Raw genomic sequence first — 26,310 nt, 5'->3', positions numbered from 1 at the left:
GGGAATGGTCGAAAAACAAGTCGAAGTGAAGCTAAAAACCGGACTGCAAGCGCGTCCGGCGGCGCTGTTCGTTCAAGAAGCGAACCGGTTTTCGGCGGACGTCTTTTTAGAGAAAGACGGCAAACGGGTGAACGCGAAAAGCATTATGGGCTTGATGAGCCTGGCGGTCGGCCATGGCGCGGTCATCACGTTGATCGCCGACGGGCCGGATGAGCGGGAAGCGGTTGAAAAGCTCAGCGCCTATGTGCAAAAAGAAAAGTGAGCGGTGCGTCTGCGCGGACGATGCGCGCGGTTTCACCGGAGGAAGGCGAACAGCAAAGAAGGCTGCTCCGTTTGTTGCGGAAGCAGCCTTTGCTTTTACTTCTCGTCTGAGCGCGTCAGCACCCGGTCGATAATGCCATATTGTTGCGCCTTTTCTGCGGTCATAAAGTTGTCGCGGTCCGTATCGCGTTCGATCACTTCGATCGGCTGGCCGGTGTTTTCCGCCAAAATGCGGTTCAGTTTGTCGCGCAAGAACAAAATGCGCTTCGCGGCGATTTCGATTTCCGTCGCCTGCCCTTGGGCGCCGCCGAGCGGCTGGTGAATCATTACTTCACTGTTCGGAAGAGCAAACCGTTTTCCTTTGGCGCCGGCCGCCAGCAGAAACGCTCCCATCGATGCGGCCATGCCGATGCAAATCGTTGACACATCCGGTTTGATGAACTGCATCGTGTCGTAAATCGCCAAGCCGGCCGTGATCGAGCCGCCCGGGCTGTTGATGTACAGGGAAATGTCTTTTTCCGGGTCTTCCGCTGCCAAAAACAGCAGCTGCGACACGATCGAGTTGGCAACTTGGTCGTCGATGGCACTGCCAAGGAAAATAATCCGGTCTTTCAACAACCGCGAATAAATGTCATACGCGCGCTCCCCGCGGTTCGTCTGCTCGATGACCGTTGGAATTAAATGCATGGAAAACGCCTCCTTTTCCCTTTCATAAATATGTACGCCTTCATCATACATGAATGGTCAATGAAGGTCAAACGAAATGCCCTCTTCCCGCCCATTTATATATATTCGCGAACAACAGCGAACATCCCTCTTTTCATCATAACCGCTTTTTCATTTTTTAAACCACGGTTTTCCGCCGCTTCTGCAACGGGACGAAGAACCGCGCCGCCGGCGCAGGAAATCAGGTGCGGAATGAGCGCCCAATTTTTCCTCTTTTTTTATTGCATTTTTCCCTTGCATTTTTTTTCGATCCTGCTATAATAGAACATGCGACGGGAACGAAACAACATAATATGCCCTCGTAGTGTAGTGGATAGCACGAGAGATTCCGGTTCTCTTAGCGTGGGTTCGAATCCTGCCGAGGGCGTTTCGACAGAACGGTTGCGTTAGCAGCCGTTTTTCATTTTCGGCAATGGCGCCGCCATGCCGCGAAATGAGGGCTGAATTGGCCAAGCAAGCCGCCTCTTAAGGTTGGGAGAATCCGTAGCCATACAGCCATCATCAAGAAGCACGCTCGACTCCCCGCCTGGACATGAAAACAGACGGTGTAAGGCGCAGTGATGTTCGCTGCAAGGAGATCAGGAAAGCATCCGCAATGATCGGATGCTTTTTGTTTTGCCTGCAGGCAGTCGACAAAAATTTCTCCTACCCCCTCCCGCCTCTGTCGTGTACAATAAAAGAAAGGGGGCGTGACGATGAGGGCGGAGTTATGGCAAGAGCAGCGGCTGCAGTTGTCGCTGACCAAAGAGCTTGTGCAGGCGATTGAACTGCTGCAATATTCGGCGCTTGATTTGGAAGCGTTTTTATATGAACAGTCGCTGGAAAACCCGTTTTTGGAAATCCGCCGTGATCGAACGCGGCAGCGACCAGGCCGGACGGACAAAGACCGAAAGCAATGGCTCGAGAACATCAGCGCCCGGACGGAGACGCTGGCCAGCCACTTGCTTGCGCAGCTGCCCGGGCTGATGTTGTCGGGGAAGGAAGAGCGCATTGTTCGTCATATGATCGCGGCGCTTGATGAGGACGGCTATTTGCGTGTGCCGCTTGCCGAGCTGGCGGCGCGTTTCTCCGTAACGGAACAGGAGGTTGAGCGCGGGCTGCGTTTCGTACAATCGCTCGACCCGCCGGGAGTCGGCGCCCGCGATTTGGCGGAATGCCTCTTGCTGCAACTTGAACGTCTTCCTGAGCGTGACGAGCTGGCGGAGATGATCGTCCGCGATCATTTTCTTCCGTTTGCCGAAAAGTCGTGGAAGGCGCTCGCCAAGCAACTCGGCGTCAGTCTCGGCGAACTGCAACGCGTCTTCGAGCTCATTCGCACACTCGAGCCGCGGCCAGGCATTCACTATTCGAGCGAAACACCGCCTTTGGTGGTGCCGGATGTGATCGTCGCCAGGGGGGCGGATGGGGACTGGATGGTCGTTTACAATGATGACATCTATCCGGAGCTTGGTTGGAACCGGGGGTACGAGCAGCGCATTGCCGCATCCGGCGACCGGCAGGCCGAACAGTTTATCAAAGAAAAATACCGGCAGTTTGCGTGGCTTGCGAAAAGCCTTGAACAGCGCAAGCAGACGCTGCTTCAGCTAATGGCGGTCATCGTGGAACGCCAGCGCCCGTGCTTGGAATTCGGGCTTTCCGCGCTCAAACCGATGACGATGCGCGAGGTGGCCGAGGAACTGGGGGTGCACGAATCGACGGTGAGCCGTGCGGTGCGCCATAAATATGCGCAAACGCCGTTCGGCACGATCGAACTGCGCCGCTTTTTCTCGAGTGCGGCGACGGCCGGGGCAGAGGAGGAAGTCTCTTCCGTTCAAGTGAAAGAGATCATTCGGGCGCTCATTTCCGCTGAAAACCGGCGGGCGCCGTTTTCCGACCAGCAGCTGGCCGATTTGCTTCGCGAACGGCATGGCATTGCCATCTCCCGCCGCACGGTCGCCAAATACCGTGAACAGCTGCGCATTCCGTCATCAGCGAAACGGAAACAATATACAGGCCTGCTGTAAAGGCGGTCAAAAGGGAAGAAACGAACGGCAAACGCTGTGAGAAAGAAAGGAAGAAACCGATGCACATCCGTTTGTATACAAAAATGAACTGCCCGCTTTGTGACAAAGCGAAAGCAATTTTAACGGAGCTGCAGGCAGACTATCGGTTTACGATGGAAGAGATCGATATTTATCAAGATGACGCGTTGCTTGAGCAATACCAGTTAATGATTCCGGTCGTCGAATTGGACGGGGAAGAAATCGGCTACGGGATGATTGAAAAAGAAGTGGTAAGAAAGCGGTTGCGGCAGGCGCGAAACGGTTGAACGGCAATCCTCCTCCTGCTATAATGAAAATGGCGCGGGAGGAATTTTTTATCGATTGGCGGGACACAATATGTCACGCCGGGACATATAATGTCCCTAAGTTCGGTCAGGGAGAAAGGATCGATGCAACCGTTATTAGAGGCATTAAAAAAATTATCGCCGGACTTGCTCGACGTTATGCAAAAGCGATATCAAATTTTGCACTCCATTTCGCTTATGGCGCCGATCGGGCGGCGGGTGCTGGCCGCGAGCCTCGGCATGAGCGAGCGGGTGCTTCGGTCGGAAACGCAATTTTTAAAAGAACAAAACTTGCTTTCCGCCGATGTGTCAGGCATGCGGTTAACGGAAGAAGGCCGAACGCTGCTTCACACGCTCAATGACGTGATGCGGGAAGCGCTTGGGCTTAAGGAACTGGAAACGGCGCTGAAACAGCTGTTGAATGTGGAGCACGTGGTGGTAGTCGCCGGGGATAGCGACCATTCTCCTTGGGTAAAAAAAGAAATGGGAAGAGCGTGTGTCGCCTGCATGAAAGAACGGCTCCGACCTGGAGATATTGTCGCGGTGGCCGGCGGGACGACGATGGCGGCGGTGGCGGAAATGATGACGCCGGATCCCAAGCTCGGTGATGTGTTGTTCGTCCCGGCGCGCGGCGGGCTTGGTGAGGATGTCGAAAACCAGGCGAACACGATTTGCGCCAAAATGGCGGAAAAAGCAGCCGGCCGTTATCGGCTTCTCCATGTGCCCGACCAGCTGAGCGGCGAGGCGTACACATCGCTCATCGAAGAGCCGGCGGTGAAGGAAGTGCTCGAGCTTATTCAATCGTGCCGCATGGTCGTCCATGGCATCGGGGAAGCGGTGACGATGGCGAAACGGCGGAGGACGCCGCCTTCGGAGATGGAAAACATCATCGCCCGCCATGCCGTCGCCGAGGCGTTCGGTTATTATTTCAACGAACATGGCGACGTCGTCCACAAAGTAAAAACAGTCGGCATTCAGCTCGAAAACCTCCCGCACGTTGAACATGTCATTGCCGTCGCCGGAGGGGCGTCAAAAGCGAAGGCCATTCGCGCCTACATGAAGCAGGCCCCCCGTTCGCTGTTGGTGACGGACGAAGGCGCCGCCAAAGCGTTAGTAGGGGAGTGACATCCCTTGCCGATACAATCATCCATTGTAAGGAGGAAAACACGATGACAGTAAAAGTTGGGATTAACGGTTTCGGCCGTATTGGGCGCAACGTGTTTCGCGCCGCATTGAAAAACCCGGACATTGAAGTCGTGGCAGTCAACGATTTAACGGATGCGAACACGCTTGCGCATTTGTTGAAATATGACTCGGTTCACGGCCCGCTTGATGCTGAGGTGTCGGTGAACGGCAACAATTTAGTCGTCAACGGCAAAGAAATCATCGTGAAAGCAGAACGCGATCCGGCCAACTTGGCGTGGAGCGAGATCGGCGTTGAGGTCGTGGTCGAATCGACCGGCCGCTTCACGAAACGCGAAGATGCGGCGAAACATTTGGAAGCGGGCGCGAAAAAAGTCATCATTTCCGCCCCGGCGAAAAACGAAGACATTACGATCGTGATGGGCGTCAACCAAGACAAATACGATCCGAAAAACCATCATGTGATCTCGAACGCGTCGTGCACGACGAACTGCTTGGCGCCGTTTGCGAAAGTGCTGCATGAAAAATTCGGCATCGTCCGCGGCATGATGACGACCGTTCACTCGTATACGAACGACCAACAAATTTTAGACTTGCCGCATAAAGATTTGCGCCGGGCCCGCGCCGCGGCGGAATCGATCATTCCGACGACGACCGGGGCGGCGAAAGCCGTCGCGCTTGTTTTGCCGGAATTGAAAGGAAAATTGAACGGCATGGCGATGCGCGTGCCGACGCCGAACGTATCGGTCGTGGACTTGGTCGCTGAGCTGGAAAAAGAAGTGACGGCCGAAGAAGTGAATGCCGCGTTGAAAGCGGCGGCGGAAGGCGAGTTGAAAGGCATTTTGGCGTACAGCGAAGAGCCGCTCGTCTCGCGCGACTACAACGGCAACCCGGCATCGTCGACGATCGATGCGCTCTCGACGATGGTCATCGAAGGGAAAATGGTGAAAGTCGTTTCGTGGTATGACAACGAAACCGGCTATTCGCACCGCGTCGTCGATTTGGCTGCCTACATTGCTTCAAAAGGACTATAAGGCGAGCTTGGCATTGAGTTTTCCATTCATTCAAGTCTATAATAGGAAAATGGAGGGGAGCGGGGAAATGATCCCCACTCCTTTTCCTTTGCCAAAACTGTCACTAAAGGGGGCTGGAACGATGAACAAGAAGACGATCCGCGACGTCGAGGTGAGAGGGAAGCGCGTGTTTTGCCGCGTCGATTTTAACGTTCCGATGGAAGATGGCGCCATCACCGATGACACGCGCATTCGCGCCGCACTCCCGACGATCCGCTATTTGGTCGAACACGGGGCGAAAGTCATTTTGGCAAGCCATCTCGGCCGCCCGAAAGGAAAAGTCGTCGAGGAGCTGCGCTTGAATGCCGTCGCCAAGCGGCTCGGCGAACTGCTTGAGCGTCCGGTTGTGAAAACAGACGAAGCGGTCGGCGATGAGGTAAAGGCAGCCGTCGCGAACTTGAAGGAAGGCGATGTGCTGCTGTTGGAGAACGTCCGCTTTTATCCCGGTGAAGAGAAAAACGATCCTGAGCTCGCCAAAGCGTTTGCGGAACTTGCCGATCTATACGTCAACGATGCGTTCGGCGCCGCCCACCGCGCCCATGCGTCGACAGAAGGGATCGCCCACTACTTGCCGGCGGTGGCCGGGTTTTTGATGGAAAAAGAAATCGAAGTGCTCGGCAAGGCGCTCTCGGACCCGGACCGACCGTTTACGGCGATTATCGGCGGGGCGAAGGTGAAAGACAAAATCGGCGTCATTGACAACTTGTTGGAGAAAGTCGACAACTTGATCATCGGCGGCGGGTTGGCGTACACGTTCGTCAAGGCGCTTGGGCATGACGTCGGCAAGTCGCTTCTTGAGGAAGACAAAATCGAGCTGGCGAAATCGTTTATGGAGAAGGCGAAAGAAAAAGGCGTCCGCTTTTACATGCCGGTCGATGTCGTCGTCGCGGACCGGTTTGCGAACGACGCCAACACGAACATCGTCCCGATTGACGCTATTCCGGGCGATTGGGAGGCGCTTGACATCGGTCCGAAAACGCGCGAACTGTACCGCGACGTCATTCGCCAATCGAAGCTCGTCGTCTGGAACGGCCCGATGGGCGTCTTTGAAATGGACACATTCGCCCACGGGACGAGAGCGGTCGCCGAAGCGCTCGCTGAAGCTGCTGATACATACTCGGTGATCGGCGGTGGAGACTCGGCCGCAGCTGTCGAGAAATTCGGCTTGGCGGACAAAATGGATCATATTTCCACAGGCGGCGGCGCGTCGCTTGAGTTTATGGAAGGCAAGCAGCTGCCAGGGGTTGTGGCGTTAAACGATAAGTAAGATGCCCCTAAAGGCGCCGTGCTAGGGAAACGGCCGGCGCACGGCGGTTGTCCGCCGCCTAGCGAAAGGAAAGGTGAACGATGAGAAAACCGATCATTGCAGGCAACTGGAAAATGCATAAAACGATGGCGGAAGCCGTTCAGTTTGTGGAAGAAGTGAAACGGCTCGTCCCACCGGCAAACGAAGTGGAGTCTGTCGTTTGCGCACCGTTTTTGTTTTTGGACCGGCTGGTGCAAAATACAACCGGCACCGATTTGAAAATCGGGGCGCAAACCATGCATTTTGCCGACCAAGGGGCGTACACCGGCGAAGTGAGCCCGGTGATGCTTAAAGATCTCGGCGTCACGTACGTCATTATCGGCCATTCCGAGCGCCGGCAGATGTTCGCCGAAACGGATGAAACGGTGAACAAAAAAGTGTTGGCCGCTTTCACCCGCGGGCTTGTGCCGATCATTTGTTGCGGCGAGACGCTTGAGGAGCGGGAGGCAGGGCAGACGAATGCGGTTGTGGCGTCGCAAGTGGAAAAGGCGCTTTCCGGCTTGACGCCGGACCAAGTGAAGCAGGCGGTCATCGCCTACGAGCCGATTTGGGCGATCGGCACCGGCAAGTCGTCGACCGCGGAAGATGCGAACGAAGTGTGCGGCCATATTCGTTCCGTCATCGCCCGCCAATTTGGCAGCGATGCGGCGGAAGCGGTCCGCATCCAATACGGCGGCAGCGTCAAACCGGACAACATCCGCGACTTTTTGGCGCAAGAACACATTGACGGCGCCTTAGTCGGCGGCGCGAGCCTTGAGCCGGCTTCGTTCTTGCAGCTCGTGGAGGCGGGGCGCCATGAGTAAACAGCCGGTTGCCCTCATCATTTTGGACGGATTTGCATTGCGCGAAGAGACGTACGGCAACGCCGTCGCCCAAGCCCATAAGCCAAACTTTGACCGCTATTGGAACGAGTATCCGCATGCGACGCTAAAAGCGTGCGGCGAGGCGGTCGGGCTGCCGGAAGGGCAGATGGGCAACTCGGAAGTCGGGCATTTGAACATCGGCGCCGGCCGCATTGTGTACCAAAGCTTGACAAGGGTGAACATCGCCATTCGCGAAGGTGAGTTTGAGCGGAACGAAACGTTTTTGGCGGCGATGAACCATGTCAAACAACACGGAACGAGTTTGCATTTGTTCGGACTGCTGTCTGACGGCGGGGTGCACAGCCATATTCACCACCTGTACGCCCTGTTGCGTCTCGCGGCGAAAGAAGGCGTGAAGCGGGTGTACATCCACGGCTTTTTGGACGGCCGCGACGTCGGCCCGCAAACGGCGCCGCAATACATCAAAGAGCTGCAAGAAAAAATCAAGGAATACGGCGTCGGCGAAATCACCACCTTGTCAGGCCGCTACTACTCGATGGACCGCGACAAACGGTGGGACCGCGTCGAGAAGGCGTACCGGGCGATGGTGTACGGCGAAGGCCCGACGTACCGCGATCCGCTCGAGTGCATTGAGGACTCGTATGAACACGGCATTTACGACGAGTTCGTCCTGCCGTCGGTCATCGTCCGCGAAGACGGCCGGCCGGTGGCGACGATTCAAGACAACGATGCGATCATTTTCTACAACTTCCGCCCCGACCGGGCGATCCAAATTTCGAACACGTTTACGAACGAAGATTTCCGCGAATTTGACCGCGGCCCGAAACATCCGAACCATTTGTTTTTCGTCTGCTTGACGCATTTCAGCGAAACGGTGAAAGGCTATGTCGCCTTCAAACCGACGAACCTTGACAACACGATCGGTGAAGTGTTGTCACAGCACGGTTTGCGCCAGCTGCGCATCGCCGAGACGGAAAAATACCCGCATGTGACGTTTTTCATGAGCGGCGGCCGCGAAGAGAAGTTTCCGGGCGAAGACCGGATTTTGATCAACTCGCCGAAAGTGGCGACGTATGACTTGAAACCGGAAATGAGCGCCTATGAAGTGACCGACGCGCTGCTCAAGGAAATTGCCGCCGACAAATACGACGCGATTATTTTGAACTACGCCAACCCGGATATGGTCGGCCACTCCGGCAAGCTCGAGCCGACGATCAAGGCGGTCGAAGCGGTCGATGAATGCCTCGGCAAAGTCGTCGACGCCATTTTAGAGAAGGGCGGCATTGCCATCATCACCGCCGACCATGGCAACGCCGATGAAGTGCTGACGCCGGACGGCGAGCCGCAAACGGCGCATACGACAAATCCGGTGCCGGTCATTGTCACGAAAAAAGGCCTTGAATTGCGCAAAGACGGCATTTTAGGCGATTTGGCGCCGACGATGCTCGATTTGCTCGGCTTGCCGCAGCCGAAAGAAATGACGGGGAAATCGTTGATTGTCAAATAACAAACGGTTGCACGAAACGATAACTAAAGGAAAGAAAAGGAGTGGGTTCACATGTCTGCCATTATCGATGTTTACGCCCGCGAAGTGCTGGATTCGCGCGGCAACCCGACGGTGGAAGTGGAAGTGTATACGGAAGACGGCGGCTTCGGCCGCGCCTTGGTGCCGAGCGGCGCGTCGACCGGGGAGTACGAAGCGGTCGAGCTGCGCGACGGCGACAAAAACCGCTACCTCGGCAAAGGGGTGTTAAAAGCGGTTGAGAACGTCAACGAAGTGATCGCGCCGGAAATCATCGGTCTGGAAGTGACCGATCAAGTGGCGATTGACCGCACGTTGATTGAATTGGACGGCACGGAAAACAAAGGGAAGCTTGGCGCCAACGCCATTTTGGGCGTATCGCTCGCTGTCGCCCGCGCGGCGGCCGATGAAGTGGGCTTGCCGCTGTACCAATACTTGGGCGGCTTTAACGCCAAAACGCTGCCGGTGCCGATGATGAACATTTTAAACGGCGGCGCGCACGCCGACAACAACGTCGACATTCAAGAATTCATGGTCATGCCGGTCGGGGCGGAAAGCTTCCGCGAAGCGCTGCGCATGGGGGCGGAAATTTTCCATAGCTTAAAAGCGGTATTGAAAGCGAAAGGCTACAACACCGCGGTCGGTGACGAAGGCGGTTTTGCCCCGAACTTGAAATCGAACGAAGAAGCGCTGCAAACGATCATCGAAGCGATCGAAAAAGCCGGCTACAAGCCGGGCGAGCAAGTGATGCTCGCGATGGACGTGGCGTCGTCGGAGCTGTATAACAAAGAAGACGGCAAGTACCACCTCGAAGGCGAAGGCGTCGTCAAAACGTCGGAAGAAATGGTCGCTTGGTATGAAGAACTCGTCTCAAAATACCCGATCATCTCGATCGAAGACGGGCTCGATGAAAACGACTGGGAAGGGCATAAACTGCTCACCGAGCGGCTCGGCAAAAAAGTGCAGCTCGTCGGCGACGACTTGTTTGTGACGAACACGAAAAAGCTGGCCGAAGGCATTGAAAAAGGCGTCGGCAACTCGATTTTGATCAAAGTGAACCAAATCGGCACGCTCACCGAAACGTTTGACGCCATCGAAATGGCGAAGCGCGCCGGCTATACGGCTGTCGTCTCGCACCGTTCCGGCGAAACGGAAGACAGCACGATCGCCGACATCGCCGTCGCCACGAACGCCGGCCAAATCAAAACGGGCGCGCCGTCGCGCACCGACCGCGTCGCGAAATACAACCAATTGCTCCGCATTGAAGATGAATTAGGCGGCACGGCGATTTATCAAGGCATCCGCTCGTTTTACAATTTGAAACAATAACCGACAGTGGAAGATGAGAGGCACCTTTCGGCTGTTTGCCAAGAAAGGTGCCTTTTTTCGCGGCGGCCGGGGATAGCGGGCATGGCGCGCGGAGATGCTAAATGGGGACTCATTACGTTTTAGGGAAGGTGCAAGCCATTGTCAAACACCATGCAACGTCCGTCTCCGCTGGCGGTGGCCGCGATCGGCTCGGTTCCGCTCATTATGACGCTGGGCAACTCGATGTTGATTCCGGTGCTGCCGGCGATGAAATCGGCGCTTCATTTGTCGCAGTTTCAAGTGAGCTTGACGATCACCGTCTTTTCCGTGACAGCGGCTGTCTTCATCCCGATTTTCGGCTACTTGTCCGACCGCTTCTCGCGCAAGGCGGTGATGCTTCCGGCTCTCTTTCTGTATGGCGCGGGCGGGCTGCTCGCCGGATTGGCGGCGAGCGCGTTCGCCCATGCGTACATGTGGGTGCTCGTCGGCCGGGCGCTGCAAGGCATCGGGGCGGCCGGCACGGCGCCGATCGCCATGGCGCTGACCGGCGACTTGTTTCAAGGAAAGGAAGAAAGCCGGGTGTTGGGGCTTGTTGAGGCTTCAAACGGCTTCGGCAAGGTGCTGTCGCCGATTGTCGGCTCGCTCATCGCCTTGCTCGCCTGGTATGGCGTCTTTTTCGCCTTTCCGGCGTTTTGCCTTCTTTCCGTTATCCTCGTCTGGGTGTGCATCAAGGAGAAAAAGGAACGGAAAGAGCCGCCGCCGTTTCGGAACTATGTCCATGGGCTGGCAACTGTGTTTCACCGCGAAGGCCGGTGGCTGCTGACCGCCTATTTGGCCGGAGCGGTATGTTTGTTTACGCTGTTTGGCATGCTGTTTTATTTGTCGGACGTCTTGGAAAAGCAGTACGGCATCGACGGAGTGAAAAAAGGGTTGATCCTCGCCATCCCGCTTTTGGCCATGTGCACGACGTCGTACACGACCGGAGCGAAAATCGGCCGGCGGCAGCGGCTCATGAAAACGCTGATCGTCACGGGCTTTTCGCTCATGACGGCCTCGTATGCGGCGCTTGTGTTTCCGTCCCGCCTCGTTCCGTTTTTGCTTGTTTTGGCGCTTGGCGGCATCGGAACCGGGCTTGTTCTCCCGTGCATCAACAGCTTCATCACCAACGCAGTCGGCAAGGAGCGGCGCGGGTTTGTCACTTCGCTGTACGGCTCGGTCCGCTTTTTGGGCGTCGCCGCCGGCCCGCCGGTTTTCGGGCGGCTAATGGATTGGTCGAAAGCCGGCATGTTTTGGTCGGTCGCCGCCTTGACGTTGCTTGTCGGTGTGCTGGCGTTGACGATGATTCGCGTCGACGGGAGCGGGCGGCAGCCAGGGGGGAAACCGAACCGCGGCCGGCGCTTAGGCGATGATGATTTGAACGAGCTGCTCCCTTCCGGCGGCGGCCTTCTGTAGGTCGCCGAATGTCTTCGCCCGGCTTGCGGGGGGCGAAGCGGGGCGCTCCCCAGAGTCTTCTGCAAGTGGCCGGACGTTTTCGCAAAGGCGGGGCGGAGAGAAGGGGCTTTTCGAGCTCCCTTGCGGCTTGTCGGGCGTGTTCGGCCGGCTTTTGGGAGTGGAGCGGGGGGCTCTCCGTAGTCCTTCGGAGAGGGCTGGGTGTTTTCGCAAGGCGGGATGAGGCGAGGCGGCTCCCCGGAGTTCACCGGAAGCGGCCGGGTGTTTTCGCAAAGGCCGGATGAGGCGAGGTGCCTTCTCGAGGCCTCGTGTTGTTTGCCGGACGTTTTCGCAAAGGCGGGACCGAACCGAGCGGCGCCCCTAGAGACCGTCGTTCGCCAGCCCGTAGCCGAAAGGGGAGGCGGTGTCCCTTAGCGACCTTCCGTCAGTCGCCGGCTTGCGGCGAAGGGACGCCCGCCTTGTCGGCCGCCGCGCCTTGTCCATGGCTGCGGCCGGCCCCAGGAGGGCAGAATGAAGCCTACCGCTTTCGCCAGCCGAGCGCGGCTGTTGAAATGCGGCGCGGCATCGGCGTGCTGTACAGCCAGTCGACAACGCGGGTGGACAGCCATTGGCAGCCGATGGCTTGGGGGACAAGATGCCAGTCGATGATGTAGCCGATCAGCAGAAAAATGGCGCCGTTGATCCAAAAGAGCGGCCGCCCGGGGTTGACGTGCTTCGATCGGGCGATGAGCAAGGCGATGATCCCGATGCCGCCGTGGGAGACGCCTTGCCGGAGCAGGATCGCGATTCCAACGCCAAGAACGATCGAGCCGGCTGCGGCATCGGTCCAGACGTTTGGGAGCGGTGTATGCCAATGCGTCTCAAAAAACTGGATGGAAACGGAGGTGACCGTGATGCTGATGACCGTGCCGACGGCGCTGGCGCCACCTAAATACCTAAAGGCGACAAGGAGCGCCGATGCGTTCACGATCCAAAGCCCGATGCTTGTCGGCAGACGGAACAGGTGGTTCAACAACACGGTGATGCCGCCGGCTCCTCCGGACGGAATGGCATTGGGAAAGAGGAACACCCCCATGGCCGCCCCTTGAATGATGCTTCCGATCACGACAAGCAAATATTTTTTGCCTAAAATATACGCCACAGACGATGGGGAGCTGACGAGTTGTTTGTCCACAACGACCATCCTTGTTTCCGAATGTTGAAAACCTTTTGCTTTTCCTATGCGGCGGCAGCGGAAAGGCTACTATGTTCTTATGCTTGTCAACCGTTGTTTAGCACTTGGACAGGATGGCTTGCGAACAGGCAGAAAAAGGCGGCGAAAACGCCGGTCGTTGTTGTTCCGGTTCAGCACAACGGGTTTGCGAACAGACAGAAAAAACGCCCCGCGTCCGGGGGCGTTAATAAATCGTGAGCGGCTGTTCTGTTTGGCGGCCCATGATTTGCCGCAGCAGGTGGCCGACAAGGGCGGAAAACGCCGGATGGCTTCGTTCCCGCGGCCGCGGGAGCGGGACGGGCAGGTCAAGGGCGATGCCGCCGTTTTGCAGCAAAATGACGCGGTCGGCCAAGGCCACCGCTTCCTCGACATCGTGCGTGACGAGCAGCGAGGTGATTCGTTTTTCTATCCATATGTCTTCAATCAGCGCCTGCATTTCCAGCCGTGTCAGCGCATCGAGGGCGCCGAGCGGCTCGTCAAGTAAAAGGAGGCGCGGCTCATGGACGAGGGCGCGGGCTAAGGCGACCCGCTGTTTTTGTCCACCCGATAAGTTGGCCGGCCAGTCGTGGAGCCGTTCTCCGAGACCGACGCTTTGCAGCGCGGCCGCCGCCGCTTCCCGGCCGCCCGGGCCGAGGCCGAGGGAGACGTTGTCGAGCACTGTTTTCCACGGCAGCAGCCGCCCGTCTTGAAACATGATGCGGGCGTGCGCGTTTACGCCATCAAGCGGTTTGCCGTCCATGACGATGGCCCCTTCATCCGGCGTTTCGAGACCGGATACGAGGCGGAGCAGCGTGCTTTTCCCGCAGCCGCTTTTGCCGACGATGGCGAGAAATTCCCCGGCGTATATGTCCAGGTCAAGTCCGTTCAACACGGCCGCCGTCCCGTAGCATTTCCGGACGTTGGCAAGCCGCACGTGCGGGTGCAGCGGTTTCCGTTTCACTGGGCGTTCCTCCTTTTATGGGCGGTTGTCAGGTTGATAGTTCGGATGCCAGCGCAGCCATTGGCGCTCGCAAAATCGGGCGATCACATCGGATAGTTTGCCAAACAAGGCATATAGCAAAATGCTGAGCACAATGACATCCATTTGCATGAATTCCCTCGCCGTCATGGCCATATAGCCGATGCCGGAGGTGGACGAAATGGTTTCGGCGACGATGAGCGTCATCCACATGACGCCGAGGGCGAAGCGGACGCCGACAAGAATGGACGACAGCGCCCCGGGAAAAATGACGTGGAAAAAGAGTGCCGGCCCGTTTAACCCGTACATTTTCCCCATTTCGATCAGCCCGCGGTCGACCGACTTAATGCCGTGGTACGTATTGATGTAAATCGGAAAAAGAACGCCGAGCGAAACGAGGAAAATTTTCGCGCTTTCTCCGATGCCAAACCACAAAATGACGAGCGGAATAAGCGCCAAATGCGGAATGTTGCGGAGCATCTGCACCGATGTATCAAACAGCATCTCGGTCGTGCGGAACAGCCCATTGACGAGGCCGAGCACAAAACCGATCGTCCCGCCGATGAGAAATCCGGCCAACGCCCGCCAAAGGCTGACCCAAATGTGTTGGAACAGCTCCCCGGATTGGACGAGAGCCGCCGCGGCAACCGAAACGTCCGATGGCGCCGGGAGGATGCGGGCCGGAATGAGCCCGGCTTTCGCGAACACTTGCCAGGCGATGAGGCAAAGAACCGGAAGTCCCCATGGCAGCCATTTTCGGTTCACAAGCAAACGGCGCATCTGTCACCATCCCCCTTTAGTTCCAAGTAAACACGTTTTCGCTCCAGACAAAGATGTTTTCTTGAATGTTCACTTTCGTCGGGACGATGCCGAGTTCGTAAAAGGTGGCAGCGATTTGCTGCTGCTCGTTGATGATCTCATCAGTCATCGGCCCGATCCCGTATACGCGCCGCTCAAGCGCCATGCGCACCGCTTCTTGGTCGATGCCGAGGATCTCGGTCAGCATGGCGGCGGCTTCATCGTGATGGGTGTTCACCCAATCGCACGCCTTTTGCACTTCTTCCAAAACGACTTTCAACAACGCTTCGTGTTCGCGGGCAAAGGAGGCCGAAGCGAGGAAAAAGTCGCGGTCGGACGTCAATCCTTCTCCATTTGTCAACACCCGCGCCCCGCCGGACCGTTCGGCATCAGCGGCGAACGGGTCCCACACAACCCACGCGTCAATATCCCCTTGTTCAAAGGCGACTCTCGCGTCCCCCGGGGCTAAAAACGCCGGTTTGATCTCGCCATATGACAAGCCGGCTTTCGCAAGCGCCTGAATGAGAAGAAAATGGGAGCTTGATCCTTTGGCAAACCCGACGGTTTTCCCTTTCAGATCGGCTATCGTTTGGATGGGAGAATCCGCTTTCACCAAAATGGCGGACCCGCGCGCTTTCGAATTGCCGGCGGCCAAGTACACTAACGATGAGCCGGCCGCCTGGGCGAAAATCGGCGGAGAATCGCCCGTCCGCCCGAAATCGATGCTTCCGGCGTTCAACGCTTCCAAAAGCGCCGGCCCGGCTTGAAATTCCGACCATTCCACTCGATAGCCGAGCGGTTCGAGCCGCTTTTCCAGCGTGCCGAGCTCCTTTAACATAATGAGCGGCCCGTTTTTTTGGTAGCCGATGCGGATGACGTGCGCCGTTTTTCCGTTTGACCCGCCGCTTTTGGAGGGAGATGGCTGTCCGCACGCCGAAAGCCAGACGAGAAGCCAAGCGCCAAGCAATGACAAAAGCACTTTCGCCCGCATTGTGTAAGACCCCCTTTTTCGTTCAAGATGCGCTGGTGCAGCACTGCTCACTAGTGTATGACGCCCAAAAAAGATCGTGCGTGTACCGGTTGGGAAACAGGGGAATATTTGCCACTTCGCCGCCCCGCAGGTTATAATATGTTTGAATAGTTCGAAAACAATAGGGAGTGAGGGAATGGAACGAACGATTGTCGAGACGCGGTATGGACGGTTGCGCGGGGGAATGAATGAAGGCGTTTTCGTTTGGAAAGGAATCCCGTATGCGAAAGCGCCGGTCGGCGAGCGGCGGTTTCTGCCGCCGGAACCGCCCGAGGCGTGGGATGGGGTGCGGGAGGCGATATCGTTTGGCCCTGTCGTCATGCAGCCGTCGGATCCGATTTTCAGCGGATTGCTCGGGCGGATGAATGAGGCGCCGAGCGAGGACGGGCTGTATTTGAACGTTTGGTCGCCGGCGGCGGATGAGAAGAAGCGGCCGGTGCTCGTCTGGATTCATGGCGGCGCCTTTTTGTTCGGGTCCGGCTCTTCGCCGTGGTATGACGGGACGGCGTTCGCGAAACACGGCGATGTCGTCGTCGTGACGATCAACTATCGGATGAACGTGTTTGGTTTTTTGCATCTTGGGGATTTGTTTGGCGGCGAGTACGCTTCATCCGGCAACCTGGGCATTTTGGACCAAGTGGCGGCGCTGCGCTGGGTGAAAGAGAACATCGCGGCGTTTGGCGGCGATCCGGACAATGTGACGATTTTCGGCGAATCGGCCGGAGCGGCGAGCGTCGGTGTGCTGTTGTCGCTGCCGGAGGCAAGGGGGCTGTTTCAGCGCGCCATTTTGCAAAGCGGTTCGGGGTCGCTTCTCCTTCGTTCGCCGGAGACGGCGATGGCGGCGACCGAGCGCATTCTCGAGCGGGCCGGCATCCGTCCGGGCGACCGCGGCCGGCTGTTGTCGATTCCGGCCGGGGAGCTGCTGCAAGCGGCGCTGTCGCTCGGCCCCGGAGTCATGTACGGCCCGGTCATAGACGGGCGCGTGCTGCGCCGCCATCCGATCGAGGCGCTCCAAGACGGGGCGGCCGGCGGCGTTCCGATTTTGATCGGCGTGACGAAAGACGAATACAACTTGTTTACGTTGACCGATCTGTCGTGGACGAAGCTTGGCGAACGCGAACTGCTCGACCGGATCAGCCGGGAAGTCGGACCGGTGCCGGAAGCGGCGATCCGCTATTATGCGGAAACGGCCGAGCCGTCGGCGCCCGCCTGGCAGAAATGGCTTCGCATCATGACGTACCGCGTGTTTGTCGAGGGGATGCTGCGGACGGCGGACGCTCAGGCGGCGCACGGGGCGGATGTGTACATGTACCGGTTTGACTATGAAACGCCGGTGTTCGGCGGCCGGCTGAAAGCGTGCCACGCGCTCGAGCTGCCGTTTGTGTTTCATAACCTCCACCAGCCGGGCGTCGCGAATTTCGTCGGCGCCCGCCCGGAGCGCGAGGCGATCGCCAACGAAATGCATTATGCTTGGCTTTCGTTCGCCCGCACCGGCGATCCAAACGGCGCTCATTTGCCGGAAGCGTGGCCGGCGTATACGAGCGAGCGCAAAGCGGCCTTTGTCTTTTCGGCCGCAAGCCATGCGGAAGACGATCCGTTCGGCCGCGAGCGGGCGGCGTGGCAAGGGCGCGTTTGAACGATCCGGCCAGCGGCGGGGCGAACGTCTGAGAGCATGTCCGTCATCGAAAAAGGAGTTCTGACGTTTCTTCATCAAAACAAAAAGGAACGGCCATCGCGCCGTTCCTTTGTTATTCGTTCGCCCCCCGGGAAGGAAGCCCGAACTGTTCCGCCAGCGCCGGGTCGCGGTCGATGGCCTCGATGAGCTTGCGCATGACGTTGACATCGAACGTAAAGTTCGCCCCGATCGGCGACGTGACGAAAATTTTCCCTTCCTTCGCCTCGCGCGCCCGCTTGAATTGATAGCCGTCAATCGCGATGACGACTCGTTCGTCCGGTCTTGCCATTGAAGTCCCTCCAGTCGTTGCTCATTTGCTTTCTATTGTAACGCATTTCAGCGGCGGACGACAATGACCAGCCCGCACCCGAGGCGTGGGAGCGTCAAACAGACGGAGGAGAAAACGTTCCTTCATCTAGGCAAAGGGGGAGGAATTTTTTGGACTCCGCCCTTCGATTCAGCTGTCTCGCAAAGGCAGGAAACGCAGTCTTTCCTTTAACACCGTTGGCAGCGACTCGATCAGCTCGCTTGTTCCCCGATGACCGAAGCCGTTCTTTGGAGGAATCTATGTGTCTGTTGATGCAGCGGCATGTGCTGTTTCCTCAGCTCGCGAGTAGACGGCGGCGAATTCGAACGAGTCGACCAACCGCGCGGCATCAATGAACGACTCGGTGATCCAGTTTGTGCCGGTCGTTGCAAATCGAACCGTGATCATTCTCCCCTTTCGCTCCTGTCGCCCTTCATTTTGGCCCAATTTGTCGAGAGAGTAGAGCTTTCTCTGTGTGGAATTGGAGCACGGCCTTGTCAAAAAAGTTTCCACACAGTCTTGACTGACTCTGACCCGCTTCGTCAGTTGCCGCCAACGCCGATCTATGGTATAGTAAAACTATTGCAATGTTGGTCGTTGGAGGTGTCAGGCATGCATGCCTTGCTTGTGACGCTGCTTGTCATTGTGTCGGTTGCGCTTATTGTGGTCGTGTTGCTGCAGTCGGGCCGGAGCGCCGGGCTGTCCGGGGCGATTACCGGCGGCGCCGAACAGCTGTTTGGTAAACAGAAAGCGCGCGGGCTCGACGCGGTGTTTCAGCGCGTCACGGTCGTGTTGGCCGTTTTGTTCTTTGTGTTGGCGATTGTCGTCGCCTATGTGCAACCATCATAAGCGAAACGCGGGGGCGGTCCAAAACGAAACGGGCTGCCTTTTCTATTTCAGCGAGAGAGGAAGGAGAACGCATGATGAAAATTGTTCCGCCAAAACCGTTTTTCTTTGAAGCCGGGGAGCGGGCGGTGCTGCTTTTGCACGGGTTTACCGGTAATTCCGCTGATGTCCGGATGCTCGGCCGTTTTTTAGAATCGAAAGGCTACACATGCCACGCGCCGATTTACAAAGGACACGGTGTGCCGCCCGAGGAGCTCGTCCACACCGGGCCGGATGACTGGTGGCAAGACGTCATGAACGGCTATCAGTTTTTGAAAGGGAAAGGCTATGAAAAAATTGCGGTCGCCGGACTGTCGCTCGGAGGCGTATTTTCATTGAAATTAGGTTACACTGTACCTATAGAGGGCATTGTGACGATGTGCGCGCCGATGTACATCAAAAGCGTGGAAACGATGTACGAAGGCGTGCTCGAGTATGCGCGCGAGTATAAAAAGCGGGAAGGAAAAGCAGAGGAGCAAATCGAACAGGAGATGGAGCAGTTCAAGCAGACGCCGATGAAGACGTTAAAGGCGCTGCAAGAGCTGATCGCCGATGTGCGCAACCATCTCGATTTGATTTACGCCCCGACGTTTGTCGTGCAAGCGCGCCACGATAAGATGATCAACCCGGACAGCGCCAACATTATCTATAACGAAATTGAATCACCGGTGAAACAAATCAAATGGTACGAACGATCCGGCCATGTCATTACGCTTGATGAAGAAAAAGAACAATTGCACGAAGATGTTTATGCGTTTTTGGAGTCGTTGGATTGGTAACGGCGGAAAGGAGGGGATGGCCGATGGATCACGCATTGGCCGAACGAATTTTAACGTTTATGCGCGATGAGGCGTATAAGCCGCTGACGGTTGAGGAGCTGGAAGAGGCGTTTGGGATTGAGGATGCGGACGGGTTTAAGGAATTTGTCAAAACGCTTGTCGCCATGGAAGAGGAAGGGCTCATCGTCCGGACGCGCAGCAACCGCTATGGCGTGCCCGAGCGGATGAACCTCGTGCGCGGCAAAGTGATTGGCCACCCGAAAGGATTTGCCTTTGTCGCGCCGGAAGAGCCGGGAATGGACGATATTTTCATCCCGCCGTCCGAATTGAAAAACGCCATGCACGGCGACACCGTGCTCGTGCGCGTCCAGGCCGATTCATCCGGGGCGCGCCGCGAAGGGACGATCGTCCGCATTTTGGAGCGCGGGGTGAAAGAAGTCGTCGGTACATACACCGAAAGCAAATATTTCGGCTTCGTCATCCCGGATGACAAGCGAATCGTCAACGACATTTTCATTCCGAAAAACGCCGCCAACGGCGCGGTTGAGGGACATAAAGTCGTCGTCCGGCTCACCTCGTATCCGGAAGGGCGGATGAGCGCCGAAGGGGAAGTCGTGCAAATTCTCGGCCATAAAAACGACCCGGGCGTCGACATTTTGGCGGTCATCTATAAGCATGGCCTGCCGCTTCAATTTCCCGATGACGTCATCGAGCATGCGAACCGCGTGCCCGATGTGATTACCGAGCAAGATTTGGAAGGGCGGCGCGATTTGCGCGGCGAGATGATCGTCACGATTGACGGCGAGGATGCAAAAGACTTGGACGATGCGGTGACGGTGACGAAGCTTGAGAACGGCAACTATAAACTCGGCGTCCACATCGCCGACGTGAGCCATTACGTCGAAGAAGGGTCGCCGATCGACCGCGAGGCGTACGAGCGCGGCACGAGCGTCTATTTGGTCGACCGCGTCATTCCGATGATTCCGCACCGGCTGTCCAACGGCATTTGCTCGCTCAACCCGAAAGTCGACCGGCTGACGCTGTCGTGCGAGATGGAAATCACCCCGCAAGGCGAAGTCGTCCGCCACGACATTTTCCAAAGCGTCATCCGCACGACGGAGCGGATGACGTATTCCGATGTCAATAAAATTTTGGTGGACAAAGACGAAGCGTTGCGGGAAACATACGCGCCGCTCGTGCCGATGTTTGAGCTGATGGCCGAGCTCGCCGACATTTTGCGCACGAAGCGGATGAAGCGCGGGGCGATCGATTTTGATTTCAAGGAAGCGAAAGTGCTCGTCGATGAAAACGGCAAACCGTACGATGTCGTCTTGCGCGAGCGTTCGGTCGCCGAGCGGCTCATTGAAGAGTTTATGCTGGCGGCGAACGAAACGGTCGCCGAGCATTTCCATTGGCTGAACGTACCGTTTATGTACCGCGTCCATGAGGATCCGAAGCCGGAAAAACTGCAGCGCTTTTTGGAGTTCATCACGAACTTCGGCTATGTCGTGAAAGGAACGGGCAACCAAATCCATCCGCGCGCCCTCCAGCAAATTTTAGAAGCGGTGCGCGGCGAGCCGGAAGAGATGGTCATTTCGACCGTCATGCTTCGGTCGATGAAGCAGGCGCGCTATGACGCCGAGAGCCTCGGCCATTACGGTCTGTCGACTGAGTTTTACACCCATTTTACGTCGCCGATCCGCCGCTACCCGGATTTGATCGTCCATCGGTTGATCCGGACGTATCTCATCAACGGCCAGATGGATCTTGACACCCAGCAAAAATGGGCGGAAAAGTTGCCTGAAATTGCCGAACACGCTTCCGATATGGAGCGGCGCGCCGTTGAGGCGGAGCGGGAGACGGACGATCTGAAGAAAACCGAGTTTATGGAAGACAAAATCGGGATGGAATTTGACGGCATCATCAGCTCGGTGACGAACTTCGGCTTGTTCGTTGAGCTGCCGAACACGATCGAAGGATTGGTGCACGTCAGCTATTTAACGGACGATTATTACCGCTACGACGAGCGCAGCTACGCGATGATCGGCGAGCGGACGGGGAAAATGTACCGCATCGGCGATGAAATCACCGTCCGCGTCATCAACGTCAACAAAGACGAGCGGATCGTCGACTTTGAAGTCGTCGGCATGAAAGGACGCCGCCCGTCGAAAGCGAAAGCCGCTCCGGTCGTCATCGAAGGGAAAAAGCAAAAGAAAGCAAAAGCAGAAGCGAAAAAGAATCACAACACGAATCGCGGCGCCAAAGCAAAAAAGAAGAAAAAGAAAAAACGGTAAGGGAAAGCCGAGCAGGCGGCTTTTCCTTCTTTTTCGTTTTTGGTACAATAAAAGCGCTACGATGAGGAGGAGGACGTGTATGCCAAAAGGGGAAGGAAAAGTGATCGCGCAAAACAAAAAAGCGCGCCATGATTATTTTATTGAAGAAACGTATGAAGCGGGTCTCGTTTTGCAAGGGACGGAAATTAAATCGATCCGCAACGGGCGCGTCAACTTAAAAGATTCGTTCGCCAAAGTGGAAAAAGGGGAAGTATTTCTCCATAATATGCATATCAGCCCGTATGAACAAGGCAACCGCTACAACCATGATCCGCTGCGGACGCGCAAGCTCCTCCTGCACCGCCGTGAAATCAACAAGCTGATCGGCTACACGAAAGAGCAAGGGTATACGCTCGTGCCGCTGAAATTGTACATCAAAAACGGCTTCGCCAAAGTGGAGCTTGGCGTCGCCAAAGGGAAGAAAAAATACGACAAGCGCGAAGACATGAAACGGAAAGAAGCGCAGCGCGAAATCGAGCGGGTGTTCCGCGAGCGGCAAAAGCTGTAGGGAGCAAGCGACGTATAAAAAAGTCAAAACCGATGTTTCTCAAGTGGGGAAGCCTTGAAACATCGGCTCTTCTTTCCTAGCGAATTCCATCCTTTTGGAAAAAACCATTGGTTTTCACCGACGTTGAAAACATTCCCATTGAAAATGCGCAAAACCATGGTATAATAAAAAGTGCAACAGCCAGTTACCAAGAGCTTAAGCTGTTCCGATCTCTTCGCACCGCGGGGACGATCCGGATTCGACAGGGGTAGGTCGAGCTTAAGCGGCGAGCCGAGGGGGACGTCCTCGTAAAAACGTCACCTAAAGATAACTGGCAAACAAAACTACGCTTTAGCTGCTTAATTGCTGCAGCTAGCTCCTCCCGCCATCGCCCGCGTGGCGTTCGAGGGGCTCATATGAAGCGGGCTACGCCCAAATCCGCCGCCTGAGGATGAGGGAAGAGACGAACCAGGCTAGCCGCCGGGAGGCCTGTCGGTAGGCGGAACGGACGGCGAAGCGAAATATACCGACTACGCTCGTAGATGCTTAAGTGGCGATGCCTCTGGACGTGGGTTCGACTCCCACCGTCTCCATTTCCAACATGTTGCTGTTTCGGATGAAAAATGGTGAACCGCTTGATGCGACCGTGTTTGCGGTCGTTTTTGCTTTTTCAAGAATCCGAAAGAAGCCAGCGAATGGGCGAAAATTTTGCGCGGATTTTGCACCGTGTTTTTTGCCTTGCATTGTATACAAGTTCGACAGTGACCAAGTAAACAAAATGCCTCTCATCCCTTGAGGCCAAAGGGACGAGAGGCATTTGGGCATTCTTCCGGCGTGTATCTAGGCGCGAGGATGGATGCCTACAATCTTCGGAGGCGGCCTCAACTCTAGCGCCGCCAAGAGCTGCACTTGTCTATTCTAACCAAGGAATCGAGTCCATGTCGCTTTTTTGGTTCGGCTGTAAATTTATGTTAGCTAATTTGCTCACCTACAGTAGAGAAAAAAAGAATGCTGACAAAAATATTAAACCGATCGAAAATATGACTAATATTCCTTTTATAATGTTTACTGGCAACATTCTTAGGATTATATTTAAAAAATACATTATAACAACTTTATTAAAAGATTCTGGAGTGGGATCATTTATATATTCGTTCTGTTTATGAATCTCGTTATTTAAGTGCTTTATTGTCCAATAAAGAAGAGCTATCCCCGATAACAGCACCATACTTGCCGCAAATAAGATAAACATAACAACTCCTTTATATAATTAAAGTATTTTACTTTAATTTCTTTAAAAAACCTAGAGAACTGGTGAAAAACGACCGATTTCGCCGAATCCGTTGCTTTTGGGTGAAAGAGAGGCGTTGATTTTACAGGACTTCTCAATTTGAGAAGAGTCCGTTTTTCGCGACTTTTCACTAATTCACCGGCCTTCTAGATCCCGAGTTCGACAGTTTTGAGGTCATTTTAGGCAAATGGAAATGACCAAAATGCTGTTATATCAAGGGTTTCGTAATGTGGATCCTAGGAAAAAATGCCGAATTTCATAGGCACACGATTTATTAATTTTTTCTTTTAAATATAAAGTTTATACGTTATAATATAGGCATGTACATACGACGAGTCACACGCAAAAACAAAGACGGAACGACCGTTGCTTATCTCCAGCTTGCTCACAATGAATGGGATCCAAAGGCCAAATATGCGAAAGCGAAGGTGATTTATTCATTCGGGCGCGAAGATGAAGTGGATCGCGCCGTCTTGGAGCGTCTGGCCAAAAGCATTTCGCGATTCCTTTCTCCTGAGCAGGCTTGGGAAGTCGAAAGGTTGACAGAAGAAGCCTCCGATGACTTTCAATTCCAGTCATGCAAACACCTCGGCGGCGTCTGGCTCTTGGATCAGCTCTGGAGACAACTGGGGTTGGGAGAGATTCTCCACTCCTTGTTTGCCTCCCGACATCATCAAATTCCGTTGGAACGGCTCATTTTTGCCATGGTGGCGAATCGCGCCCTTCATCCGTCAAGCAAGTTGGCGATGGAGGAGTGGGTGGAGAAAGACGTGTATATCCCTCACCTTCCTCAAGCCGCCAGCCACCAGTTATACCGGGCGATGGATGAGCTGCTGGCCGTACAGCCGGAATTGGAGCGCCAAGTGTTCCATGCCGTGGCCGATTTATTGAATTTGGAAGTCGACTTGATTTACTTCGATACGACTTCGTCGTACTTCGAAGTGGATCCCTCTGAAACACCGGAAGGAGAATCACTTCGAAAACAAGGATTCTCGAAAGACAAACGCCCAGACTTGGTCCAAATCGTCATTGGACTGGCCGTCACCCGGGAAGGAGTCCCCATTCGCGCTTGGGTATGGCCTGGCAATACCATGGACATGACGGTCATCAAACAGGTGAAACAAGACTTGATTGGCTGGAAGCTTGGACGTGTGATCAGCGTCATGGACCGCGGCTTTTCCTCTGAAGAGAATTTGCGAATCTTGCAACAGGCCGGCGGACACTACATTGTCGGCGAAAAAATGCGGTCCGGCAAAGCCGCCGTCGAAGAGGCATTGAGCCGCCGCGGGCGCTACCAACAAGTTCGCGAAAACTTGCATATCAAAGAAATCATCGTGGGTGACGGAGAAGCCCGTCAACGCTATGTTCTCGTGTACAATCCCAGCGAAGCCGAACGCCAACGCAAAGAACGGGAAACGCTGCTCGAATCGCTGAAAGAGGAGTTGGAGGGGCTTCGCCAACTCCCTAATGAAACTCATCATAAGGCCACCTGCCGGCTGCGTTCCCATCCGTCCTACGGAAAATACTTGCGTCAATTGAAGGATGGAACCCTTCGCATCGACAAGCAGGCGGTTCGTGACGCGGAAAAGTACGACGGCAAATATCTCATCCGAACCTCTGATGACACCTTGTCTGCCGAAGATGTCGCCACTGGGTATAAGCAGCTGGTGGATATCGAGCAGGCCTTTCGGACGTTGAAATCGACACTTGAGCTGCGTCCCATGTATCATCGCTTGGAAGACCGCATCCGGGCGCATGTGCTGCTCAGTTGGCTAGCCCTCTTGTTAGTTCGGATCGTGGAGATCCGGACTCATGAATCGTGGCCGAAAGTAAGGGATGAATGTGAGCGTCTTATGCTTGGACATTTTTCTTCCAAAAACGGCGACCTTTATCAACGAACCGAGCTGACGGCCAAACAAGCGCAACTCTTTACGGCTCTAGGGCTGGAGCCTCCTCCGAAGATCCTAGGCATCCATCCCCGCGCCTAGATACACGCCCGAAGTGTGCCCAAATGTCTCTCGTCCCTTTTGCATCAAGGGGCGAGAGGCATTTTGTTTGCCTAGTCACTGTCGAACTCGGGTAGATATCCTTTAGCCTTATTCCAAATAGCGTTAACTAGTCCAGACCATGTGATAGGGTCTCCCCCTGCTGCTTGCAATAATATATATTCTTTTGCCGCATATGTGACATCCCAGGCAAACTGACCTGCTTTAGCTATTTGAGACTTGGTCATATAACTATATATATGCTCATTGAAAAGTTAACCTTCGTATAAGTGGTTCCCACTCCGGTTATACTGCTCCTAAGGAAAAGCATGGAAAAGGAGCGGAATTCTGCATGAAACGTCTCAAAATCACCAACGATCACGGATGGACACCTCGGACACTTCGCAAACAGGAACGGAAAATCAAAAACACCCTTCTTCGCCAACGGGTGATGGCGGTTCGCCTGGTCATGGAAGGCTATTTGGGCAAAGAGGTGGCCTCCATGGTCAACGTGTGCCGACAAACCGTTTCCCATTATGTGTCGCTGTTCAACGAAGGCGGTCTGGAGCTCTTGCTTCATCGGGATTTCGCCCCCGGGCGGGAGCCGTTTCTCACCGAAGAACAGCAGGAA

23 protein-coding genes, 1 tRNA gene, 1 other RNA gene and 1 pseudogene are annotated in these 26,310 nt (G+C 55.6%); 19 read left to right on the top strand and 7 right to left on the bottom strand.

The window, feature by feature from the left end:
• The first annotated feature begins 4 nt into the window (after window positions 1–4).
• Window positions 5–262 carry an HPr family phosphocarrier protein gene (locus tag ACTVDO_RS10905; RefSeq protein WP_020961196.1) on the top strand — a complete coding sequence of 86 codons (258 nt, stop codon included), beginning with the start codon at window positions 5–7 and terminating at the stop codon, window positions 260–262.
• A 95-nt stretch (window positions 263–357) separates the two neighbouring features.
• On the opposite strand, the gene clpP is transcribed toward ACTVDO_RS10905, so the two are convergent.
• Window positions 358–999: an ATP-dependent Clp endopeptidase proteolytic subunit ClpP gene (gene clpP / locus ACTVDO_RS10900; protein ID WP_256380465.1), complete on the bottom strand. Its 642-nt coding sequence runs from the start codon at window positions 997–999 to the stop codon at window positions 358–360.
• Window positions 1,000–1,282: 283 nt separating this feature from the next.
• Between clpP and ACTVDO_RS10895 the strand changes: the two genes are divergently transcribed.
• From ACTVDO_RS10895 to ACTVDO_RS10850, 10 genes are all read left to right on the top strand, one after another.
• Window positions 1,283–1,354: transfer RNA gene (locus ACTVDO_RS10895), tRNA-Arg, on the top strand.
• 328 nt (window positions 1,355–1,682) lie between these two features.
• Window positions 1,683–2,990: an RNA polymerase factor sigma-54 gene (gene rpoN / locus ACTVDO_RS10890; RefSeq protein ID WP_442901502.1), complete on the top strand. Its 1,308-nt coding sequence runs from the start codon at window positions 1,683–1,685 to the stop codon at window positions 2,988–2,990.
• Window positions 2,991–3,049: 59 nt separating this feature from the next.
• On the top strand, window positions 3,050–3,295 hold the full coding sequence (locus tag ACTVDO_RS10885) for a glutaredoxin family protein (RefSeq protein WP_020961193.1): 246 nt from the start codon (window positions 3,050–3,052) through the stop codon (window positions 3,293–3,295).
• A gap of 123 nt (window positions 3,296–3,418) precedes the next feature.
• Complete coding sequence (locus ACTVDO_RS10880) at window positions 3,419–4,438, top strand: sugar-binding transcriptional regulator (protein WP_020961192.1); 1,020 nt, start codon at window positions 3,419–3,421, stop codon at window positions 4,436–4,438.
• Window positions 4,439–4,482: 44 nt separating this feature from the next.
• Window positions 4,483–5,490: a type I glyceraldehyde-3-phosphate dehydrogenase gene (gene gap / locus ACTVDO_RS10875; RefSeq protein WP_442901501.1), complete on the top strand. Its 1,008-nt coding sequence runs from the start codon at window positions 4,483–4,485 to the stop codon at window positions 5,488–5,490.
• A gap of 121 nt (window positions 5,491–5,611) precedes the next feature.
• Window positions 5,612–6,796, top strand: coding sequence for a phosphoglycerate kinase (locus tag ACTVDO_RS10870; RefSeq protein ID WP_442901500.1), 1,185 nt, complete (start codon window positions 5,612–5,614; stop codon window positions 6,794–6,796).
• 80 nt (window positions 6,797–6,876) lie between these two features.
• Window positions 6,877–7,638 carry a triose-phosphate isomerase gene (gene tpiA / locus ACTVDO_RS10865; RefSeq protein WP_020961189.1) on the top strand — a complete coding sequence of 254 codons (762 nt, stop codon included), beginning with the start codon at window positions 6,877–6,879 and terminating at the stop codon, window positions 7,636–7,638.
• Entirely contained in the window at window positions 7,631–9,166 is a 1,536-nt protein-coding gene (gpmI, locus tag ACTVDO_RS10860) for a 2,3-bisphosphoglycerate-independent phosphoglycerate mutase (RefSeq protein ID WP_442901499.1), read from the top strand. Before tpiA ends, gpmI begins: the two co-directional genes overlap by 8 nt.
• 51 nt (window positions 9,167–9,217) lie before the next feature.
• Window positions 9,218–10,510 (top strand): phosphopyruvate hydratase, encoded by a 1,293-nt coding sequence (gene eno, locus ACTVDO_RS10855; RefSeq protein WP_442901498.1) that lies wholly within the window; start codon window positions 9,218–9,220, stop codon window positions 10,508–10,510.
• A gap of 150 nt (window positions 10,511–10,660) precedes the next feature.
• Entirely contained in the window at window positions 10,661–11,941 is a 1,281-nt protein-coding gene (locus ACTVDO_RS10850; protein WP_051391602.1) for an MFS transporter, read from the top strand.
• A 514-nt stretch (window positions 11,942–12,455) separates the two neighbouring features.
• Here the strand turns inward: ACTVDO_RS10850 and ACTVDO_RS10845 are convergent.
• The 4 genes from ACTVDO_RS10845 to ACTVDO_RS10830 all read right to left on the bottom strand — a co-directional run bounded on the left by ACTVDO_RS10845 (window position 12,456) and on the right by ACTVDO_RS10830 (window position 15,898).
• Window positions 12,456–13,112, bottom strand: coding sequence for a YitT family protein (locus ACTVDO_RS10845; RefSeq protein WP_442901497.1), 657 nt, complete (start codon window positions 13,110–13,112; stop codon window positions 12,456–12,458).
• Between the two features lie 223 nt (window positions 13,113–13,335).
• Window positions 13,336–14,091 carry an ABC transporter ATP-binding protein gene (locus ACTVDO_RS10840; RefSeq protein WP_020961184.1) on the bottom strand — a complete coding sequence of 252 codons (756 nt, stop codon included), beginning with the start codon at window positions 14,089–14,091 and terminating at the stop codon, window positions 13,336–13,338.
• A gap of 15 nt (window positions 14,092–14,106) precedes the next feature.
• Window positions 14,107–14,889, bottom strand: coding sequence for an aliphatic sulfonate ABC transporter permease SsuC (gene ssuC / locus ACTVDO_RS10835; protein WP_020961183.1), 783 nt, complete (start codon window positions 14,887–14,889; stop codon window positions 14,107–14,109).
• A 16-nt stretch (window positions 14,890–14,905) separates the two neighbouring features.
• Window positions 14,906–15,898 carry a sulfonate ABC transporter substrate-binding protein gene (locus ACTVDO_RS10830; RefSeq protein WP_020961182.1) on the bottom strand — a complete coding sequence of 331 codons (993 nt, stop codon included), beginning with the start codon at window positions 15,896–15,898 and terminating at the stop codon, window positions 14,906–14,908.
• 175 nt (window positions 15,899–16,073) lie between these two features.
• Here ACTVDO_RS10830 and ACTVDO_RS10825 point away from each other — a divergent pair, with 175 nt between their 5' ends.
• The gene (locus ACTVDO_RS10825) at window positions 16,074–17,573 is read left to right on the top strand and encodes a carboxylesterase/lipase family protein (protein WP_020961181.1); all 1,500 of its coding nucleotides are present in this window, start codon (window positions 16,074–16,076) and stop codon (window positions 17,571–17,573) included.
• Window positions 17,574–17,685: 112 nt separating this feature from the next.
• Here the strand turns inward: ACTVDO_RS10825 and ACTVDO_RS10820 are convergent, their stop codons facing one another.
• Together ACTVDO_RS10820 and ACTVDO_RS10815 are read right to left on the bottom strand one after the other, a co-directional pair.
• Window positions 17,686–17,901, bottom strand: coding sequence for a hypothetical protein (locus tag ACTVDO_RS10820; protein WP_020961180.1), 216 nt, complete (start codon window positions 17,899–17,901; stop codon window positions 17,686–17,688).
• 303 nt (window positions 17,902–18,204) lie between these two features.
• Window positions 18,205–18,327 (bottom strand): annotated as a pseudogene (locus ACTVDO_RS10815) (oxidoreductase); the annotation flags it as partial.
• A 204-nt stretch (window positions 18,328–18,531) separates the two neighbouring features.
• Between ACTVDO_RS10815 and secG the strand changes: the two are divergent.
• The 7 genes from secG to ACTVDO_RS10780 all read left to right on the top strand — a co-directional run.
• The gene (secG, locus tag ACTVDO_RS10810; protein ID WP_020961178.1) at window positions 18,532–18,768 is read left to right on the top strand and encodes a preprotein translocase subunit SecG; all 237 of its coding nucleotides are present in this window, start codon (window positions 18,532–18,534) and stop codon (window positions 18,766–18,768) included.
• 74 nt (window positions 18,769–18,842) lie between these two features.
• The gene (gene estA, locus ACTVDO_RS10805; protein ID WP_020961177.1) at window positions 18,843–19,583 is read left to right on the top strand and encodes a carboxylesterase; all 741 of its coding nucleotides are present in this window, start codon (window positions 18,843–18,845) and stop codon (window positions 19,581–19,583) included.
• Between the two features lie 23 nt (window positions 19,584–19,606).
• Window positions 19,607–21,877, top strand: a complete 2,271-nt coding sequence (gene rnr, locus ACTVDO_RS10800) for a ribonuclease R (RefSeq protein WP_442901496.1) — start codon at window positions 19,607–19,609, stop codon at window positions 21,875–21,877.
• A 79-nt stretch (window positions 21,878–21,956) separates the two neighbouring features.
• Complete coding sequence (gene smpB, locus ACTVDO_RS10795; RefSeq protein WP_063164804.1) at window positions 21,957–22,424, top strand: SsrA-binding protein SmpB; 468 nt, start codon at window positions 21,957–21,959, stop codon at window positions 22,422–22,424.
• A 223-nt stretch (window positions 22,425–22,647) separates the two neighbouring features.
• Window positions 22,648–22,999: a transfer-messenger RNA gene (gene ssrA / locus ACTVDO_RS10790) on the top strand.
• A gap of 1,015 nt (window positions 23,000–24,014) precedes the next feature.
• On the top strand, window positions 24,015–25,682 hold the full coding sequence (locus tag ACTVDO_RS10785; RefSeq protein WP_020961450.1) for an IS1634 family transposase: 1,668 nt from the start codon (window positions 24,015–24,017) through the stop codon (window positions 25,680–25,682).
• 349 nt (window positions 25,683–26,031) lie between these two features.
• Window positions 26,032–26,310: helix-turn-helix domain-containing protein (locus ACTVDO_RS10780; RefSeq protein WP_442901495.1), on the top strand; the 279-nt coding region annotated here is incomplete at its 3' end.

Source organism: Geobacillus sp. BK01 (assembly GCF_052220245.1).
Classification (GTDB): domain Bacteria; phylum Bacillota; class Bacilli; order Bacillales; family Anoxybacillaceae; genus Geobacillus.
The sequence above is the reverse complement of the archived record's forward strand: the minus strand, read 5'-3'. Positions and strand labels throughout refer to the sequence as shown.

What these genes read in the sequence shown, in the direction of transcription:
- ACTVDO_RS10880 (WP_020961192.1), top strand. Translation starts at nt 3,419, where the DNA reads ATGCAACCGTTATTAGAGGCATTAAAAAAATTATCGCCGGACTTGCTC.
- ACTVDO_RS10885 (WP_020961193.1), top strand. Translation starts at nt 3,050, where the DNA reads ATGCACATCCGTTTGTATACAAAAATGAACTGCCCGCTTTGTGACAAA.
- gpmI (WP_442901499.1), top strand. Translation starts at nt 7,631, where the DNA reads ATGAGTAAACAGCCGGTTGCCCTCATCATTTTGGACGGATTTGCATTG.
- eno (WP_442901498.1), top strand. Translation starts at nt 9,218, where the DNA reads ATGTCTGCCATTATCGATGTTTACGCCCGCGAAGTGCTGGATTCGCGC.
- ACTVDO_RS10785 (WP_020961450.1), top strand. Translation starts at nt 24,015, where the DNA reads ATGTACATACGACGAGTCACACGCAAAAACAAAGACGGAACGACCGTT.
- rpoN (WP_442901502.1), top strand. Translation starts at nt 1,683, where the DNA reads ATGAGGGCGGAGTTATGGCAAGAGCAGCGGCTGCAGTTGTCGCTGACC.
- ACTVDO_RS10820 (WP_020961180.1), bottom strand. Translation starts at nt 17,901, where the DNA reads ATGGCAAGACCGGACGAACGAGTCGTCATCGCGATTGACGGCTATCAA.
- ACTVDO_RS10830 (WP_020961182.1), bottom strand. Translation starts at nt 15,898, where the DNA reads ATGCGGGCGAAAGTGCTTTTGTCATTGCTTGGCGCTTGGCTTCTCGTC.
- ssuC (WP_020961183.1), bottom strand. Translation starts at nt 14,889, where the DNA reads ATGCGCCGTTTGCTTGTGAACCGAAAATGGCTGCCATGGGGACTTCCG.
- ACTVDO_RS10905 (WP_020961196.1), top strand. Translation starts at nt 5, where the DNA reads ATGGTCGAAAAACAAGTCGAAGTGAAGCTAAAAACCGGACTGCAAGCG.
- ACTVDO_RS10825 (WP_020961181.1), top strand. Translation starts at nt 16,074, where the DNA reads ATGGAACGAACGATTGTCGAGACGCGGTATGGACGGTTGCGCGGGGGA.
- ACTVDO_RS10870 (WP_442901500.1), top strand. Translation starts at nt 5,612, where the DNA reads ATGAACAAGAAGACGATCCGCGACGTCGAGGTGAGAGGGAAGCGCGTG.
- estA (WP_020961177.1), top strand. Translation starts at nt 18,843, where the DNA reads ATGAAAATTGTTCCGCCAAAACCGTTTTTCTTTGAAGCCGGGGAGCGG.
- gap (WP_442901501.1), top strand. Translation starts at nt 4,483, where the DNA reads ATGACAGTAAAAGTTGGGATTAACGGTTTCGGCCGTATTGGGCGCAAC.
- ACTVDO_RS10850 (WP_051391602.1), top strand. Translation starts at nt 10,661, where the DNA reads ATGCAACGTCCGTCTCCGCTGGCGGTGGCCGCGATCGGCTCGGTTCCG.
- clpP (WP_256380465.1), bottom strand. Translation starts at nt 999, where the DNA reads ATGTATGATGAAGGCGTACATATTTATGAAAGGGAAAAGGAGGCGTTT.
- rnr (WP_442901496.1), top strand. Translation starts at nt 19,607, where the DNA reads ATGGATCACGCATTGGCCGAACGAATTTTAACGTTTATGCGCGATGAG.
- secG (WP_020961178.1), top strand. Translation starts at nt 18,532, where the DNA reads ATGCATGCCTTGCTTGTGACGCTGCTTGTCATTGTGTCGGTTGCGCTT.
- smpB (WP_063164804.1), top strand. Translation starts at nt 21,957, where the DNA reads ATGCCAAAAGGGGAAGGAAAAGTGATCGCGCAAAACAAAAAAGCGCGC.
- tpiA (WP_020961189.1), top strand. Translation starts at nt 6,877, where the DNA reads ATGAGAAAACCGATCATTGCAGGCAACTGGAAAATGCATAAAACGATG.